Raw genomic sequence first — 13871 nt, forward strand, 5'->3', positions numbered from 1 at the left:
CAGCACGCCCACATGGACGTTGCCCCAAACAAAAACGCTCCCCGCGAGGAGGAGCGTCCCGGGTGGTTCATCTGTAGATGCTCAGTGCGTTGCGGCCATACCGAAAGACAGCTGTCCGCGAGCGTTCTTGTACCATTCGATGATCTTCTTGCGCTCGTCTTCTTCCATGAAGGAGACGTTGGCGGGCGGCATGGCGTTGGTGACGCCGGCCTGGAGGTAGATCTGCTTTGCGGCGCGCACGACGTCTGCCTTGGTTTCCAGATGCAGGCCCTTGGGTGCCCAGTGGATGCCTTCGTAGAAGGGTTCGCGGGCGTGGCACATGCCGCAGCGGCCGGGAATGATGTTCATGACATCATCGATGCCTTCCGCATTGGCGAAAACCTGTTCGGTCTGCGTCAACGGACGGGCATCCGACGCTTCCCAGGTATCCTGCTGGAGCGGTGCCATGGACAGCTGGATGATGGCGACGAACAGGATCGCCGTTGCCAGCCAGGTCCAGGTCGGTGCCGGAGCACCCGTGTGCTTGGTGTTGAAGTAATGCCGGATGGTGACCCCCATCAGGAAGACAAGGGCAGCGATCAACCAGTTGTATTCCGAGGCGAAGGCGAGCGGGTAGTGGTTGCTCAGCATGAGGAACACGACAGGCAGGGTCAGGTAGTTGTTGTGGGTGGAGCGCAGCTTGGCGATCTTGCCGTATTTTGCGTCCGGGGTCCGCCCTGCCTTCAGGTCCGCCACCACGATCTTCTGATTCGGAATGATGATGAAGAACACGTTCGCGGTCATGATCGTCGCGGTGAAGGCACCGAGATGCAGCATGGTGGCACGGCCGGTGAAGATCTCGTTGTACCCGTATCCCATGGCCACCAGCAGCGCGAACAGCAGCAGCATCAGCAGCGTCGGGCTTTCGCCGAGCTTCGACTTGCACAGCCGGTCATAAACCAGCCAGCCGATGGTCAGAGAACCGGCGGAAATCAGGATACCCTGCCACAGGGCAAGATCGGCCTTTGCCGGATCGATCAGGTAAAGCTCGCCGCCGACCCAGTAGACGACCATCAGGAGAGCCGCGCCGGACAGCCACGTGGAATAGCTTTCCCATTTGAACCAGACCAAGTGTTCCGGCATGTTTTCCGGGGCCACCAGGAACTTGCGGATGTGATAGAAGCCGCCGCCGTGGACTTGCCATTCCTCGCCATGGGCACCCTTGGGCAGGTCCGGGGCTTTCTTCAGGCCAAGGTCCAACGCGACGAAATAGAACGACGAGCCGATCCAGGCCATCGCCGTAATCACGTGCAGCCAGCGAACCGCAAAGGCGATCCAGTCCCAAATGATGGCAATGTCCAGCATTGCTTCCCCTCCAAATTCGTTTGACCCAAGCTAGCTCATGCAAGAATTTTCTGGTATCTCGGGATAATTCCGAGCAGTTTCAAAAAAATCGGAACAATAAACCGGCCCGGTTGGACATCCTCATGGCGTATCTGGAAAACATCCGAACCTTTCTGCGCGTTTACGAGCTGGGCAACATGTCCGCCGCCGCACGCGATCTGCGGATTTCCTCCGCCGTCGCGTCGTCGCGGGTGTCCCAACTGGAAGAGCACCTGAACGTTCGCCTGTTCCAGCGAACCACCCGAGCCCTTAGCCCGACAGAGCATGGCAACTTGTTCTATCGCGGTGCAACAAAAATAATCGAGGCGGTGGAAGAAGCAGAAGCGGAGATCAGCAATGTCACCCGTTCACCGCGCGGCACGCTGTTTGTTGCCGCCCCCATCGGCATGGGCCAGCGGCTGATCGCCCCGGCGATCCCGAAATTCAAGGAAACCAATCCGCTGATCGACATTCGCCTGCGCCTGTCCGACCGCAAGGTCGACCTGACGGGCGAAGGTCTCGATGCCGCGTTCTTCCTTGGCCTGCCGGAAGATTCCAATCTCAAGATCCGCAAGATCGCCGATTGCGACCGACTGCTTTGCGCCTCTCCGGAGTATCTCGCCCGCAAGGGCAACCCGAAAACAAGCGACGAGCTTGCCGCCGGCCGCCATGACTGCCTCAACATGCGTTATCCCGGTGCACCGGAATTCCAGTGGCCGCTGCAGACGGAAAATGGCGTCAAGCGCGTCGCGGTGTCCGGCCCGTTCGAATCCGACCATGGCGATGTCCTGACCGGCTGGGCGCTGGAAGGCCACGGCATCGTGCTGAAACCGACATTTGAAGTTGCCGACTATCTGGCTTCGGGAAAACTGGTGCCGGTGCTCGAAAACGAACCGCCAATCCCGGTGCAGATGGCCTGCCTTTACACGCACCGCCGCCGCCAGGACCCGAAAGTACGCCTGTTCCTGGATTTCATGGTGGCGCATATCCAGAAGTCACTGGCGGAGCTGGCGAACGCCCACTGAGGGTTAGCCGTCTCGCCTCTTCACCAAGACCTCAAGGAAGATCCCGGAGACCGGCGGCTCTCTCCACGAGTGCCTTGATCTCGGCACGCAAGACCTCAGCAAAGCTTTCCACCAGCAGGGAAAGCGGCCGGTTGGCCGGAGTAAGCAGCGACATGTTGAGGAAGCACTCCGGCCTCATGTGCGAACGGGCGGTTCTGGCCGGAAGTGGTCCCCTGCTTTATCTGTTCGCCGCCCAGATGTGCCGGGCAGGTACGCCCCCCTGGCTCTGTTGGAAACACAGACATTCGCCGACAGGCAGGCCGCGCTTCGGCATTTGACCGGAGCGTTGCGCGGCTGGCTGCTGCTTGCCAAGGGGTTGGGACTATTCGCAGAAATCCGGAAGGCGGGCGTTCCCCGCTACACCGGCGCATCGGCAATTGCCGTTGAAGGCAAGACGCAGGCCGAAACCATAACCTTCACATCGGGAGGCAGAAGCCACAGGCTGGAGTGTGCAACGGTGCTGCTGCCGTCGCTTTGCGTAACTTGAGTACTTGCCAGCAAGTCCTCAGACGCAAACATACCCCGGTGCTAATCCCTTTGAAGTCCCCCCGGGCGAGCAACGCGAGACCCGAGGTCTGCTCATTTCCAGAATTCAGGCGTGGTTCTCAATGCGCCCGCTTCAGCGAGCTGTCCCTGCGAGTAGGCCCCGGATCTGCGCTGCGCTTGTCCGGGGTGACGGCCTTGGGGGGCGGGGCTTGAACGAAAACGGCACTGCCGGCTATGGCAAACGAAACGTCTGCGCGGTTGGCAAGGTATCCCAAAACCTGTCCGGCAACAGAGACGATCTTCCAGCCCCCAGCCCCCCAGCCCCCTCATCCTGAGGAAGCGCGCAGCGCTGTCTCGAAGGATGGGCCGCTTGCTCCGGATTTGCCGCCAATAGTTCGAGGCATCGGCCAACCTCGGGATGAGCGATCCTCTCTGGCAAATTCACGGACAGAGTGTTGCCCGCCGGACACCCCTTAGCGAAAATACGTCGCAATTTAAGCCTGTGTCCGATGCAGTCCCCTCGCATTGCTTCAGGTGTCTTGCACCTGTCACCGATCCTTGAAATGAACACTCCATGATCGGCTACTCGTCCTACATCCTTTGCACCTCCCCCCGTAGCGGCAGCACGCTGCTCTGCAAGCTTCTGGCGGCGACCGGTGTTTCCGGGCATCCGGGCTCCTATTTTCACAAGCCGTCCAAGGAGGATTGGCTTGAGGACCTGAATGTCGATGTTGTGCCGGGGGAAAACGAGCAGGCGACGCTGCGCCGCATCTTTGCGGCAGCAATCGAAAAGGGCACGCGGGGCAAAGGTCTTTTTGGCCTGCGGCTGCAGCGGCACAGCTTCGATTTCTTCATGAAACAGCTGGCCGTCCTTTATCCGGACGGTTCGAGCGATCTGACGCGTCTTGAAGCAGTCTTCGGCAAGACGCTGTTCGTTCACCTGACCCGTGCTGACAAGGTCGACCAGGCGGTTTCCTTCGTCCGCGCCGAGCAATCCGGCCTCTGGCACAGGGCTCCGGACGGCACCGAGCTCGAGCGATTGTCGGAACCGCGCGAATTGCAATATGACGCCGCTGAAATCCGCGCCTGTCACGATCGTTTCACCCGGTTTGACCGAGACTGGCAAGCCTGGTTCGAAATCCAGGGCATTTCCCCACTTCGGATTACCTATGACGCGCTTTCGGCAGACCCGCAGGCCACGCTGAGACTGGTTCTTCAACGACTCGGCCTGGAAGCGTCAGCAGCGGAGGGTGTCGTGCCCAGCGTTGCCAAACTGGCAGATGCCACCAATGCCGACTGGGTGTCCCGTTTCCGCGCTGAGCTGGAGATCGACAGCGCCAGCTAAAGCCGCCTGTGTGAACCACGTGCGCGGCCGCGCCGTATCCTTCTCGAAGAAGCACGCGTTTTGCAGCCGCCTTGGCCGCGGGCCAGGAATGCTGTTAAGCTGTTGATGCTTCGACGGGAAACAGACGGACGGGTGGTTTGATGAACCTCGAAAGTTTCGTTGCCGAACTTCAATCCTGGGCCACGCTGGCTCTCAGCTACCTGACTGCGCCCTGGTTTGCCTATCAGCTCGCCATCATCGTAGTTCTGTTCGGCCTGGCCAAGCTGCTGAGCCTTCGCGTCGAGCCGAGGCTTGAAGCCCGTGCACGTGAAATCAGGGGCCATCCGGGCCTGCTTCGTGTGGTGGTGGCCCTGCTCCGGCGGATCGAGTGGATCTTTTTCAGCCTGTTCCTGTTCATTGCCCTTACGGTGATGCGAAGCGTCACCTGGCCGAGCCGGAGCCATTTCATCGCGATCGCCCTGTCGCTGTCGCTCGCCTGGCTGTTTGTCTCGGTTCTGTCGAGGGTCATCCGCAACCGGCTGGTAGCAAGAACGCTCAGCTGGCTCGCCTGGATCTATGTTGCGCTGGTCATTCTGGGCTTTGATGACGAGGCCGGCACCTTCCTCGACAGCCTGGCGTTGCCACTCGGCGAGATGCGGTTGTCCTTGCTGCTGATCCTGAAGGCGGTTCTGCTACTGTTTGCAACCGTCTGGGTCGCGGTGGTCCTCGGGCGCTATTTCGATGAACAGGTACAAAAGTCGGATGAGCTGACACCGTCGATCCGCGTGTTGATCGGCAAGGTCGCCAAGTTCGGGCTGATCCTGGTGGCCGGAACGGTTGCGCTTTCCTCGGTCGGTATCGATCTCTCCGCCTTCACCGTCTTTACCGGGGCGGTCGGCCTCGGTCTCGGGTTCGGCCTGCAGAAGGTCATTTCCAACTTCATTTCCGGCATCATCATCCTGCTCGACAAGTCGATCAAACCCGGCGACACCATCTCGCTGGAAGGCACGTTCGGCTGGATCCGCGAGTTGCGCGCCCGCTTCGTTTCCGTCGTAACGCGGGACGGACGCGAATATCTGATCCCGAACGAGGACTTCATCACCCACCGTGTGATCAACTGGTCCTTCAGCGACGAACTTGTCCGCCTCGACGTCAATTTCGGCGTTTCCTACGACGCCGACCCGCATGAAGTTTCGAAGCTTGCCATCGAAGCGGCGATGACGGTCGGCCGGGTGGAAGGCTCCCGCCGTCCGGTCTGCTGGCTTACGGGCTTCGGCGACAGCTCACTCGACTTCGTCCTGCGTTTCTGGATCCGCGATCCGCAACAGGGCCTCACCAACGTACGCGGCAAGGTGTTGCTGGCGCTTTGGGACACCTTCAAGGAAAACAACGTCGGCATCCCGTATCCGCATCGGGAGATTATTTTAAAGAAGGAGACGGGCAATGGATTGCCTGCCGAGGCGTTCCAAGAGGTCCGCGGAAAGCAGGAAGAAATCGATTAGCCGGTAGCGCTTCAAACTTGTCCGGACGGGTGTTCACCGATCGAAGCTATCGATACCCCAGCACAGCAAAAACCTCATCCTGAGGAGGACCTTGGGTCCGTCTCGAAGGATGGGCCGCTTGTTTGGAGCAAGGGTCACATCCTTCGAGACGCGAGCAGGCTCGCTCCTCAGGATGAGGCTGAAACTTTGGAAAGACACTCGAAACAGCGACGTTCCTCAACTCCCCCGATAGGTCGAATAGCTGAACGGCGAGACCAGAAGCGGCACGTGGTAGTGGGCTTCTTCCGACATGCCGAACCGCAGCGGCACCGTGTCGAGAAACTTCGGGTCCGGCAAAGCGATTCCTGCGGCGTCGAAATAGGCACCGACATGGAACACCAGCTCGTAGGTTCCGGTCTTGAATTCGTCTTTCGGCAGGATCGGGCTGTTGGTGCGGCCGTCGTCGTTGGTTTCCAGGCTGCGGACGTAGGTCCTGTTGTCACCATCAATTGCATAAAGATCGATCTTGATGCCTTTTCCAGGGCAACCTTGGGCGGTGTCGAGCACGTGAGTCGTCAGGTAACCGGCCATCTTGGCCTCCTCCAAATGTCAGTTTGCGCGCATGATGCTGTGGGCCTCAATCGAAGGGCACCCGTGGTTCACAGGAAGCACTTTCTAAAAAGACGAGAAAGTCATGTCCATTATTCTGTTTTATAAGAAGACAACATGCCAGCCCTTGAATGAGGCATAGTCTTTGCTTGGTTCAAAACACGTTGGTATCACGAGGAGGTCCGTCTTGAATCGCTATTCCCGGAACATGCGTGGCTATGGTCAGAACCCGCCGGATCCAAAGTGGCCAGGCGGGGCCAGGGTCGCTGTCCAGTTCGTGTTGAATTACGAGGAAGGCGGCGAGAATTGCGTGCTGCATGGCGATGCGGCGTCCGAGGCGTTCCTGTCCGATATTCCGGGTGCCGCCCAGTGGCAGGGCAAACGCCACTGGAACATGGAATCCATCTATGAATACGGCGCCCGCGCCGGTTTCTGGCGCCTGCACCGGCTGTTTACGCGGGCTGATATTCCGCTGACCATCTATGGTGTCGCTTCCGCTTTGGCCCGCAGCCCGGAACAGGTGCAGGCCATGAAGGACGCCGGTTGGGAAATCGCCAGCCATGGCCTGAAGTGGGTCGAACACAAGGATATGCCCGAAGCAGAGGAACGTGCGGCCATTGCCGAGGCGATCCGACTGCACACGGAAGTGGTCGGCAGTCGCCCGCTCGGCTGGTACACGGGCCGCTGCTCGGAAAATACCGTTCGCCTCGTCGCCGAGGAAGGCGGTTTTGCCTATATTTCAGACACCTATGATGATGATCTGCCCTATTGGCTGGATGCCGATGGCCGTGATCAGCTGATCATTCCCTATACGCTGGAAGCCAACGACATGCGCTTCGCGACGGCACCGGGATGGACGGATGGAGAGGATTTCTTCCTCTATCTGAAGAACGCCTTCGACATGCTCTATGAAGAAGGCACGACGGACACGCCGAAGATGATGTCCATCGGCCTGCATTGCCGCCTCGTCGGCCGTCCGGGCAAGATCATGGCGCTGAAGAAATTCATCGATCATATCCAGGCTCATGAAGGCGTCTGGTGTCCGCGCCGCATCGAGATCGCGGACCATTGGGCCAAGACACACCCGCCGCAGAAGGGTCTTCGCCCCAGCCGTATGGAAAAAGCCGAGTTCGTCAAAACCTTCGGCGGCATCTTCGAGCACTCCCCCTGGATCGCCGAACGTGCCTTCGAGCTGGAACTCGGCCCGGCTCATGACTGTGCCGCCGGTGTTCACAACGCGCTGTGCCGCATGTTCCGTTCCGCAAGCGAGGAAGAGCGCCTCGGCGTTCTGACTGCCCACCCGGATCTTGCCGGAAAGCTGGCACAGGCAGGCCGCCTGACGGCGGAAAGCACCAACGAGCAGGCCAGCGCCGGTCTCGACATGCTGACCGACGAGGAACGCGAGACCTTTACCCGGCTGAACAATACCTACGTCGAAAAACACGGCTTCCCGTTCATCATCGCAGTGCGCGATCATGACAAGGCCTCGATCATGGCTGCCTTTCAGCGCCGGATCGACAACGACCGGGCGACCGAATTCGAGGAAGCCTGCCGCCAGGTGGAACGGATTGCCCAGTTCCGGCTCAAGGACCTGCTGCCGTGAGCCGTCTCATTGCCCCATCGATCCTGACCGCAGAGGCCTTCGCCCCCTATGGCGATGTTCTCGAGGTGGCGGGCGCACCCGACAAAATCATAAATCAGGGCATGTGCGGCCGTCATCATGACCGGGCGAAGCTCGACTTCGGCGAAGGCCGGGCAGGCATCAGCCTGTTCGATGCCAAGGCCCGGTCGTTTCCCTATGTCGTCGACATGGTCGAGCGACACCCGGAAGGCAGTCAGGCCTTCATACCGCTGGACGGTGTGCCGATGCTGGTTGTCGTCGCTGACGACGAGAATGGCCAGCCGGTCAACCTGAAGGCATTCATCAGCCAGCCCGGACAGGCGATCAACCTGTATCGCGGCACCTGGCACGGTGTTTTGGCCCCGCTCTGGCAAGCGGGCCGCTACGCGGTCGTGGACCGCATCGGGGAAGGAACCAACCTGGAGGAACACTGGTTTCCCGACCCTTGGACAGTGGAGGCCGACAACAAGGAATAAGCCTCCCTTTCAGAACGATCCCTGCCCGCTCAACGAGGCGGAGACGTTCACACGACCTTCAGAGGAGCAGAAATGTCTAATTCATCGATCGGATCTCCGGAGCAGCTCCGGGATCCCAATTACACGCCACCGCTTTACAAGGCGATCCCGCTCGGCATCCAGCATGTCCTGGCCATGTTCGTCTCCAACGTCACACCTGCCATCATCGTGGCCGGTGCAGCCGGGTTCGGCTTCGGGTCCAATTCTCCCGACTTTCCCGAACTGCTTTATCTCATCCAGATGTCGATGGTCTTTGCCGGGGTCGCGACCCTGTTGCAGACGATCACCCTCGGCCCGGTCGGTGCGGCATTGCCGATCGTTCAGGGCACATCCTTTGCCTTCCTGCCGATCATGATCCCGCTTGTTGCCGGCAAGGGGGTCGACGGTCTCGCGGCTCTGTTCGGGGGCGTGATCATCGGCGGTTTCTTCCATGCGTGTCTTGGCCTCGTCATCGGCAAGATCCGCTTCGCCCTGCCTCCCCTGGTGACAGGACTTGTGGTGACGATGATCGGTCTCGCGCTGGTTCAGGTGGGCATCCAGTATGCCGCCGGCGGTGTCCCCGCCATCGGCACGCCGGAATACGGCTCGCTGCTCAACTGGGCGGCCGCTCTGGTGGTGATCGTGGTGACACTCGGGCTGAAGTTCTTCGGCAAGGGTATGATGTCGGTCTCCGCGGTTCTGCTCGGACTGATCGCCGGCTACATCTTCGCCCTTGCCACCGGCATGCTGACCTTTGAAGCCGTCTCCACGTCCTGGGACCGTGCGGCTGTCTTTGCCCTGCCGCAGCCGTTCAAATACGGCTTCGAATTCTCGTTCGCGGCCGTGCTCGGCTTCTGCCTGATGGCCTTCGTTTCCGCGGTGGAAACCGTGGGCGATGTATCCGGCATCACCAAGGGCGGCGCCGGACGGGAAGCGACCGACAAGGAAATCGCCGGTGCGACCTTTGCCGACGGTCTCGGCACGGCTGTCGCAGGTTTCTTCGGCGGTTTCCCGAACACCTCTTTCAGCCAGAACGTCGGCCTCATCGCCATGACCGGCGTCATGAGCCGCCATGTGGTGACCATCGGCGCGATCTTCCTGATCGTCTGCGGTCTGATCCCGAAGGTCGGCGCGGTCATCCGAACCGTTCCGATCGAGGTTCTCGGCGGGGGTGTCATCGTGATGTTCGGCATGGTTGTTGCCGCCGGTATCTCGATGCTGTCGGATGTGAACTGGAACCGGCGCAACATGGTGATTTTCGCCATTTCGCTTTCCATCGGTCTCGGCCTGCAGCTGGAACCGGGCGCCCTGCAGCACATGCCGGACACCGCACGTATCCTTCTGACCAGCGGCCTGCTGCCGGCAGCCCTGATCGCCATCGTCCTCAACCTGGTGCTGCCGGAAGAACTCTCCGACGAATCCACCGAAGAGGTCTCCGGCGGTCTCTCCGGCCACGGACGCGGCTCCCTGCCGAAGGAAGAAACCGCGTAAAGACAAGCCACACCTGTATGAGAAAGGGCCGCGTGAGCGGCCCTTTTTTATGACTTCTTGCACGTCATCCCGGACGCAGCGCAGCGGAAATCCGGGGTCTGTCGATATGCAACGTAAAAGACCCCCGTCCTCTGGGGCCCCGATCCCGGCTCGCACTTCGTTTGGCCGGGATGACGATGGAGGGGGTCTGCAGGGAAGAATTTCAGGCGTTTCAGCAGTTGGAAATTTCCCCCTCCGTCATTCCGGACAAGGGAGGCGCAGCCGGACGCAGATCCGGAACCCAGACATATTTCGCGCTGAAAAAGCGCCTCTATTTTTGAGAGGTGTTCGCTTTGCTCACACTGATGCGCTGGGTTCCGGATCTGCGTGCAACCAAGCTGCACTTGTCCGCAATGACGGGGGAGGAGAAATTGTGTCCCTACCGTCCCGCCATCAGCCGTGCCATGTCGATCATGCGGGCGGAAAAGCCCCATTCGTTGTCATACCAGCCAAAGATACGCACCTGGTAGGCATTGGCCTCGAGCGTTTCGGGCAGGTGTATGACGAGGGATTCCGGCCGCGCACGCATGTCCGTGGACACCACATGGTCCTGCACGAAGCCGATTACCGGATTGCCGGAAAAGATCTCGAGCAGTCTATCATTGAAGGGAGCCTTGACGGGCTGTGCCAGCGTCACCGTCAGGTCGACCGCAGAAACGCTGATCGCGGGCACCCGGACGGCAGCACCGCTGATTTTGCCCTCAAGCTGCGGCAGCACCTTGCCGACAAGTTTGGTCGCGCTGGTGGTGGTCGGCACCATGGAGACGCCGCCGGCACGACTGCGCTCCAGCGGCCCTCTCGGGGCGTCCACCATCGGCTGACTGCCGGTGTAGCAGTGGATGGTGGTCATATGCCCGCTCTTGATGCCGATAGCATCATCAAGACCGCGTAGCAGCGGAGCGAGGGCATTGGTGGTGCAGGAGCCGTTCGAGACGATGCGGTGGTCTCCGAGCTGGTCTTCGTTGGCACCAAGCACCAGGGTGATATCGGCTGCCCTGGAGGGGCCTGAAATCAACACGTTGGCAGCGCCGGCTTTCAGGCCACGTTCCGCAATCTCGCGCGTGTCGGCCTTGCCGGTGCATTCCAGCACCACGTCCACCTGGGAAAGATCAAGGAGAGACAGATCGGGTTCGGCGGAGAAGACGATCTCGCGTCCGTCTATCGTCAATGTGCCCTCGCCCGCTGTTACTTCGCCCGGCCACGGGCCGAAGACGCTGTCATACTTGAAGAGATAGGCACAGGTCTCAAGCGGTGCGATATCATTGATCCGCACCACCTCGATGCGTTCCGTTTCCGGAAGCTTGAGCACTTGACGCAAGAGGGTCCGGCCGATCCGGCCGAACCCGTTGATCACAATCCGCATTTTCCACGGTCCGTCTAGAAATCCACTTCGATCGCGACGCCCTTCTGGATTGCCAGATCGACCGCGGCGGATGCCACGGCAAGATCCTGAAGGCCGACGCCGGTACCGTCGAAGAGGGTGATATCGCTCTGCGACGTCCTGCCTGGATGATTACCATTAATGACCGCGCCGATCTCAATTATATTGTCCTCAGAGACAATTCCGCTGGCCACCGCATGCTGGCATTCACCGATCGTCGCTGACTGAGCGACTTCATCCGTGAAGAGCTTTGCCTTGGCAACAAGCGCAACATCGACTTCCTGTTTGCCCTTGGTATCGGTGCCCATGCACGCGATATGCGTGCCCGGCGAAACATGCTCTTCCATCAGGATCGGATCGAAGCTGGAAGTGATCGAGATGATCACGTCGGCTTCCGTACCCAGCCTGGCCAGATCGACGGATTCGTAAGGCAGACCGAGTTCGTTCGCCGTTTCCTCCAGACGCACCAGCATCTCCGGATGAAGGTTCCAGCCGAGGACCTTTTCGAAGTCGCGCTGTTCGACCGCTGCCCGCATCTGGAAAGCCGACTGGTGGCCGGCTCCGATCATGCCAAGCACCTTCGCGTCCTTGCGTGCCAGATGCTTGATGGAAACCGCAGATGCTGCCGCTGTTCTGAGGGCGGTCAGCAGGTTGCCGCCGACGACGGCCTTCGCCTTGCCGGTATCGGCATCGAACAGGAACACGGTCGACTGGTGGTTGGTCAGGCCCTTTGCCATGTTGCCCGGCCAGTAGCCACCGGATTTCAGGCCGAGCGCCAGCGAGGACCGGTCGAAGCCGGACTTGAACCCGTATAGCGCATCTGCATGACCGATTGCCTCGCGAATAACCGGAAAATTATAGGCCGCCCCGCCCGCCATGGCGGCAAAGACGCTTTCGACAGCGTCAAAGGATTCCTGGCGGCCGATCAGGCCGGCGATTTCCTTTTCAGGAACGATGATCATGTGTGTCTCCAGCAAAACATCGTCTTCCCCCCGACCTCATCCTGAGGAGGTGCAAAGCGCCGTCTCGAAGGATGGGTGGCTCGCTCGGAATTCTTGGCCCATCCTTCGGGACGGACCTTTGGTCCTCCTCAGGATGTGGGGATGGTGTTGATTTGCGCTCTTAATGCCAAACCCTCCATCGTCATCCCGGACGCAGCGTAGCGGAGATCCGGGATCGGTGAGCCGGGGCGTATCGGGTTAAACCCGAAGACCAGGTGGCTCTCCGGTCCCGGCTCGCGCTGCGCTTGGCCGGGATGACGAAGGGGAGGCCTTAAGTCGTAACTTCAGTAAGCCTTGCCGCGGGCCGAGACCGGCCAGACCGTCTCGACCTTGCCGCCCCGCACGCCGACATACCAGTCGTGGACGTTGGCGGTCGGGTCGCAGTGGCCGGGCACCAGCTTCAGCTTCTCGCCCACCTGCAGAACACCCTTCGGGTCGGCAATGACACCGTGCTCGTCCGAGCACTTGATGTATTCGACATCGTTGCGGCCGTAGATGAACGGCAGACCGCTGTCGACGGACTGGGCTTTGAGGCCCGCATCACAGATCGCCTTGTCGGCTTTCGCGTGGCTCATCACCTGGGTCAGGATGAAGAAGGCGTTTTCCCATTCCCCCTGGTCGATGCGCTTGCCGTCCTTATCGAGAATGCGGCCGTAGTCTGCATCCATGAAGGCATAGGAACCGCATTGCAGCTCGTTGTAGACGCCCGAATTGGATTCAAAATAGTAGGAGCCCGTGCCGCCACCTGAAACGAGTTCCGGCTCCAGGCCTTCCTTCTTCAACGCCTCGACGGCGTCCTTGACCATCGCAATGGCAATGTCGAGCTTGTCCTTGCGGGCTTCATAGCTGTCGATGTGCTGCATGGCGCCCTGATAGGCCTGGATGCCGCTGAACTTTAGGTTCCTTGCCGCGTCCACTGCCTTGGCAATTTCGACAACCGCCTCGCTCGTGGTCACGCCGCAGCGACCGGCACCGCAATCGATCTCGATGAAGACTTCCAGCGTGGTGCCGTGCTTGGCAGCGGCTTCAGACAGATCGGCAACATTGGCAAGATCATCGACACAGACGAAGGTGCGGCAGCCAAATTTGGGCAGCCGGGCCAGACGATCGATCTTGGCCTTGTCGCGAACCTGGTTCGACACCAGGATGTCCTTGATACCGCCACGGGCAAAGACCTCGGCTTCCGAAACCTTCTGGCAGCAGACCCCGACAGCACCGCCGAGCCGTTCCTGCAGCTTTGCGACATCGACCGACTTGTGCATCTTGCCATGCACCCGGTGACGCATGCCGTGGGCCTTGGCGTAGTCGCCCATCTTCTTGATGTTGCGCTCCAGTGCATCGAGATCGAGCACCAGGCAAGGCGTCTGGATATCGGCCTCGTCCATGCCCGGAAGGGCCGGAATGTCGTAGCCGACTTCGAGTTTTTCAAATCCGGTTTGTGCGTTCATTTTTCTTCTCCAAATGGCTCAGGCATTCCAGATCAACCAGCTTTCGGAATTCATCCGAAAGCTGAAAAGT

Annotated in this window: 13 protein-coding genes; 7 read left to right on the top strand and 6 right to left on the bottom strand. The window is 60.1% G+C overall.

Annotated features, from left to right (window positions below; genetic code table 11):
• Positions 1-81: 81 nt before the first annotated feature.
• Positions 82-1344 (bottom strand): urate hydroxylase PuuD, encoded by a 1263-nt coding sequence (locus ACP90_RS23490; protein ID WP_055657666.1) that lies wholly within the window; start codon positions 1342-1344, stop codon positions 82-84.
• 122 nt (positions 1345-1466) lie between these two features.
• On the opposite strand from ACP90_RS23490, the gene ACP90_RS23495 reads away from it, so the two are divergent.
• Positions 1467-2387, top strand: coding sequence for a LysR family transcriptional regulator (locus ACP90_RS23495; RefSeq protein WP_062491916.1), 921 nt, complete (start codon positions 1467-1469; stop codon positions 2385-2387).
• A gap of 31 nt (positions 2388-2418) precedes the next feature.
• Here the strand turns inward: ACP90_RS23495 and ACP90_RS28830 are convergent, their stop codons facing one another.
• Positions 2419-2541 (bottom strand): hypothetical protein, encoded by a 123-nt coding sequence (locus ACP90_RS28830; RefSeq protein ID WP_268257695.1) that lies wholly within the window; start codon positions 2539-2541, stop codon positions 2419-2421.
• Positions 2542-2655: 114 nt separating this feature from the next.
• Here ACP90_RS28830 and ACP90_RS23500 point away from each other — a divergent pair, with 114 nt between their 5' ends.
• The 3 genes from ACP90_RS23500 (at position 2656) to ACP90_RS23510 (ending at position 5738) form a co-directional block, all read left to right on the top strand.
• Positions 2656-2913, top strand: a complete 258-nt coding sequence (locus tag ACP90_RS23500) for a hypothetical protein (RefSeq protein ID WP_062490351.1) — start codon at positions 2656-2658, stop codon at positions 2911-2913.
• Between the two features lie 573 nt (positions 2914-3486).
• Positions 3487-4257, top strand: a complete 771-nt coding sequence (locus ACP90_RS23505; RefSeq protein WP_062490353.1) for a Stf0 family sulfotransferase — start codon at positions 3487-3489, stop codon at positions 4255-4257.
• Positions 4258-4397: 140 nt separating this feature from the next.
• Positions 4398-5738 carry a mechanosensitive ion channel domain-containing protein gene (locus ACP90_RS23510; protein WP_055657651.1) on the top strand — a complete coding sequence of 447 codons (1341 nt, stop codon included), beginning with the start codon at positions 4398-4400 and terminating at the stop codon, positions 5736-5738.
• 216 nt (positions 5739-5954) lie between these two features.
• Here ACP90_RS23510 and uraH read toward each other — a convergent pair whose 3' ends face one another.
• Positions 5955-6308, bottom strand: coding sequence for a hydroxyisourate hydrolase (gene uraH, locus ACP90_RS23515; RefSeq protein WP_062490355.1), 354 nt, complete (start codon positions 6306-6308; stop codon positions 5955-5957).
• 226 nt (positions 6309-6534) lie between these two features.
• Here uraH and puuE point away from each other — a divergent pair, with 226 nt between their 5' ends.
• The 3 genes from puuE (at position 6535) to ACP90_RS23530 (ending at position 9932) form a co-directional block, all read left to right on the top strand.
• A complete protein-coding gene (gene puuE / locus ACP90_RS23520) occupies positions 6535-7929 on the top strand; it encodes an allantoinase PuuE (protein WP_208993621.1) in 1395 nt (464 codons plus the stop codon).
• A complete protein-coding gene (locus ACP90_RS23525) occupies positions 7926-8423 on the top strand; it encodes an ureidoglycolate lyase (RefSeq protein ID WP_023002142.1) in 498 nt (165 codons plus the stop codon). The genes puuE and ACP90_RS23525 overlap by 4 nt, the downstream gene beginning before the upstream one ends.
• A 72-nt stretch (positions 8424-8495) precedes the next feature.
• On the top strand, positions 8496-9932 hold the full coding sequence (locus tag ACP90_RS23530) for a nucleobase:cation symporter-2 family protein (protein WP_062490358.1): 1437 nt from the start codon (positions 8496-8498) through the stop codon (positions 9930-9932).
• Between the two features lie 418 nt (positions 9933-10350).
• Here the strand turns inward: ACP90_RS23530 and ACP90_RS23535 are convergent, their stop codons facing one another.
• The 3 genes from ACP90_RS23535 to bhcC all read right to left on the bottom strand — a co-directional run bounded on the left by ACP90_RS23535 (position 10351) and on the right by bhcC (position 13801).
• Positions 10351-11334 (bottom strand): glyceraldehyde 3-phosphate dehydrogenase NAD-binding domain-containing protein, encoded by a 984-nt coding sequence (locus tag ACP90_RS23535; RefSeq protein ID WP_062490359.1) that lies wholly within the window; start codon positions 11332-11334, stop codon positions 10351-10353.
• A gap of 14 nt (positions 11335-11348) precedes the next feature.
• On the bottom strand, positions 11349-12314 hold the full coding sequence (bhcD, locus tag ACP90_RS23540) for an iminosuccinate reductase BhcD (RefSeq protein ID WP_062490360.1): 966 nt from the start codon (positions 12312-12314) through the stop codon (positions 11349-11351).
• A 323-nt stretch (positions 12315-12637) separates the two neighbouring features.
• The gene (gene bhcC / locus ACP90_RS23545; RefSeq protein WP_062490361.1) at positions 12638-13801 is read right to left on the bottom strand and encodes a 3-hydroxy-D-aspartate aldolase BhcC; all 1164 of its coding nucleotides are present in this window, start codon (positions 13799-13801) and stop codon (positions 12638-12640) included.
• Positions 13802-13871 lie beyond the last annotated feature (70 nt).

Source organism: Labrenzia sp. CP4, assembly GCF_001579905.1.
Classification (GTDB): Bacteria; Pseudomonadota; Alphaproteobacteria; order Rhizobiales; family Stappiaceae; genus Roseibium; species Roseibium algicola.

Excerpts from the sequence above, each read along its gene's own strand:
- ACP90_RS23530 (WP_062490358.1), top strand. The coding sequence starts at position 8,496 with ATGTCTAATTCATCGATCGGATCTCCGGAGCAGCTCCGGGATCCCAAT.
- bhcD (WP_062490360.1), bottom strand. The coding sequence starts at position 12,314 with ATGATCATCGTTCCTGAAAAGGAAATCGCCGGCCTGATCGGCCGCCAG.
- ACP90_RS23505 (WP_062490353.1), top strand. The coding sequence starts at position 3,487 with ATGATCGGCTACTCGTCCTACATCCTTTGCACCTCCCCCCGTAGCGGC.
- uraH (WP_062490355.1), bottom strand. The coding sequence starts at position 6,308 with ATGGCCGGTTACCTGACGACTCACGTGCTCGACACCGCCCAAGGTTGC.
- bhcC (WP_062490361.1), bottom strand. The coding sequence starts at position 13,801 with ATGAACGCACAAACCGGATTTGAAAAACTCGAAGTCGGCTACGACATT.
- ACP90_RS23490 (WP_055657666.1), bottom strand. The coding sequence starts at position 1,344 with ATGCTGGACATTGCCATCATTTGGGACTGGATCGCCTTTGCGGTTCGC.
- ACP90_RS28830 (WP_268257695.1), bottom strand. The coding sequence starts at position 2,541 with ATGTCGCTGCTTACTCCGGCCAACCGGCCGCTTTCCCTGCTGGTGGAA.
- ACP90_RS23495 (WP_062491916.1), top strand. The coding sequence starts at position 1,467 with ATGGCGTATCTGGAAAACATCCGAACCTTTCTGCGCGTTTACGAGCTG.
- ACP90_RS23535 (WP_062490359.1), bottom strand. The coding sequence starts at position 11,334 with ATGCGGATTGTGATCAACGGGTTCGGCCGGATCGGCCGGACCCTCTTG.
- puuE (WP_208993621.1), top strand. The coding sequence starts at position 6,535 with ATGCGTGGCTATGGTCAGAACCCGCCGGATCCAAAGTGGCCAGGCGGG.
- ACP90_RS23510 (WP_055657651.1), top strand. The coding sequence starts at position 4,398 with ATGAACCTCGAAAGTTTCGTTGCCGAACTTCAATCCTGGGCCACGCTG.